3 protein-coding genes are annotated in these 2,373 nt (G+C 70.9%); all 3 read left to right on the top strand.

Going from position 1 to position 2,373, the window contains the following annotated elements:
• The coding region (locus PROKR_RS24200; protein ID WP_157602648.1) for a zinc-binding dehydrogenase at positions 1–460 on the top strand (460 nt) is incomplete at its 5' end.
• 69 nt (positions 461–529) lie between these two features.
• Complete coding sequence (gene fabG, locus PROKR_RS24195) at positions 530–1,279, top strand: 3-oxoacyl-ACP reductase FabG (protein ID WP_036968772.1); 750 nt, start codon at positions 530–532, stop codon at positions 1,277–1,279.
• Positions 1,276–1,752, top strand: a complete 477-nt coding sequence (locus PROKR_RS24190) for a MaoC family dehydratase (RefSeq protein WP_036968769.1) — start codon at positions 1,276–1,278, stop codon at positions 1,750–1,752. Before fabG ends, PROKR_RS24190 begins: the two co-directional genes overlap by 4 nt.
• Positions 1,753–2,373 lie beyond the last annotated feature (621 nt).

Here is a 2,373-nt window from a genome sequence, read left to right as displayed (position 1 = left end):
CGCGCTGGGGCACGAGGTCGTGGGCGTCGACGCCGTGCCCGCCAAGCTCGATCTGGCGCGGGAGCTCGGCGCGGCCCTCGCGGTCGGGCCGCAGGAGGCCGCCGACCAGGGGCTGCGCGCCCCTGTGGTGATCGAGGCCGCCGGCTCGGCCCGTGCCTTCGAGACCGCCTACGCCCTGACGACCCCGGGTGGTATTACCGTCACGGTCGGCCTGCCGCACCCCGACGCGCGGGCGAGCGTCTCCCCGCTCAGCCTGACCGCCGAGGCCCGCACCGTGGTGGGCTCCTACCTCGGCTCGGCCGTGCCGAGCCGCGACATCCCGCGCTATGTGGAGCTGTGGCGGGCCGGGCGGCTGCCCCTGGAGCGGCTGGTGTCCGACCGCATCACCCTTCCCGACCTGCCCGTCGCGCTCGACCGCCTCGCCTCCGGCGCGGCGCTGCGGCAGCTCGTGATGTTCTGAGATGTTCTGACCCTGGGCGTCCCATGACGACGTCCACACCGAAGTTCACGCAACGAGAGGAAACCCCTGATGACTCGTACAGCCATCGTCACCGGAGCGGCCCGCGGCATCGGTGCCGCCACGGCCCGTCGGCTCGCGCAGGACGGCTTCGCCGTCGCCGTCCTGGACCTCCTTCAGGACCAGGCCAAGGACACCGCGGAGGCCATCGTGGCCGACGGCGGGCGCGCGCTCGCCGTGGGCGTCGACGTCGCCGACGAGGAGTCCGTCGCTGCCGCCGTGGCCCGTGTCACCGCCGAGCTGGGCGCGCCCACCGTGCTGGTGAACAACGCCGGCATCCTGCGTGACAACCTGCTGTTCAAGATGTCCGTGGGTGACTGGGACGCCGTGCTGGGCGTGCACCTGCGGGGCGCGTTCCTGATGACCCGGGCCGTGCAGGCGCACATGGTGGAGGCGAAGTACGGCCGCATCGTGAACCTGTCCTCGACCTCCGCCCTCGGCAACCGCGGCCAGGCCAACTACTCGGCCGCCAAGGCGGGCATGCAGGGCTTCACCAAGACCTTGGCGATCGAGCTCGGCAAGTTCGGCGTCACCGCGAACGCCGTGGCGCCCGGCGTGATCGAGACCGACATGATCCGCGAGACCGCCGAGCGCATCGGGGTGTCGCTGTCCGACTACCTGAGCGTGGCCGCCAAGGACGTGCCCGTGGGGCGCGTGGGCCAGCCCGAGGACATCGCGAACGCCGTGTCGTTCTTCTGCGCGGAGCAGTCCGGTTTCGTCTCGGGCCAGGTGCTGTACGTGGCGGGTGGTCCCAAGGCATGAGCGCGGACCGGGACGGCGTCATCGCCGTCGCCTCACCGGCGGACCTCGCCGGGGCCGTGGGCCGGACCGCCACGGGCGAGTGGTTCGAGGTCACGCAGGAGCGCATCGCCGCGTTCGCCGACGCGACCGAGGACCACCAGTGGATCCACCTCGACGCCGAGCGGGCGGCCGCCGGGCCGTTCGGCTCCACGATCGCGCACGGGTACCTCACGCTGTCGCTGCTGCCGCACCTGGCGTCCTCGCTCGTGCAGGTGGGCGGCGTCGCCATGGTGATGAACTACGGCATGGACCGGCTGCGGTTCCTCAGCCCGGTGCCCTCGGGGGCGCGGGTGCGCGCCGTCACCGAGATCCTCTCGGCCGAGCCGACGGCGGCCGGTGTGCGGCTCGCCTCCAAGGTCACCGTCGAGATCGAGGGGGCCGAGAAGCCCGCTCTCGTGGCGCACACGCTGTCGCTCTACGTGCTGGAGACCTGACCAGCCTTTCGTAGGGCGTGCTGTACGGCCCGGGCGCTTCCCCGCACCGACGGGGGTACGGGGAGCGTTCGGGCCTCGGCGTGTTCCGGCCGCGGTGCTTGCCTGCTGTCTGGGCTGGTCGGGCGAGGCTCCGGCAGACAATGTGTGGTCAGCCAGAGGGTGCCGGCTCTGCTGGAGAACGTTCACCTCAGCCCCCTAGTGATTCAGCCCAGCTGGAGAATTCAGCAGGGCTGAAGATCGCTGGTTTCTGCCGCGCCTGGTTCAGCAGGGCCGAACTGTTCGGCTCAGCCGGAAGACCCGAGCCTCAGCTGAACGAAATTCGGCCCTGCCAGCACCTGCCGTCTGGGCATGCTTTACCTGGACGTCTGCCCGACGTCGCTCTGGGCAGTGTTGCGAACCGGATGGTTTGACAGCGCGCGGCATGAGTTGTGTACTGGTGTTCTATCGAACGTGTGTTCGTAGAGTGCTCCACCACCGGTCTCCGCCGGCAGGCACCATCGCTGGAGGGACATGACCGTCGTAACCATCTCCTCGAAGGGCGACACCACCGCCGCCGACGCCGGTACCGCCGACGCGGGCAGCAAGCACGCGCAGGCGCTCGCGGCACTACGGTCGGCCGAG

The sequence above is a fragment of the Promicromonospora kroppenstedtii DSM 19349 genome, assembly GCF_000515355.1.
Taxonomy (GTDB): Bacteria; Actinomycetota; Actinomycetes; order Actinomycetales; family Cellulomonadaceae; genus Promicromonospora; species Promicromonospora kroppenstedtii.
The sequence above is the reverse complement of the archived record's forward strand: the minus strand, read 5'-3'. Positions and strand labels throughout refer to the sequence as shown.

What these genes read in the sequence shown, in the direction of transcription:
- fabG (WP_036968772.1), top strand. Translation starts at nt 530, where the DNA reads ATGACTCGTACAGCCATCGTCACCGGAGCGGCCCGCGGCATCGGTGCC.
- PROKR_RS24190 (WP_036968769.1), top strand. Translation starts at nt 1,276, where the DNA reads ATGAGCGCGGACCGGGACGGCGTCATCGCCGTCGCCTCACCGGCGGAC.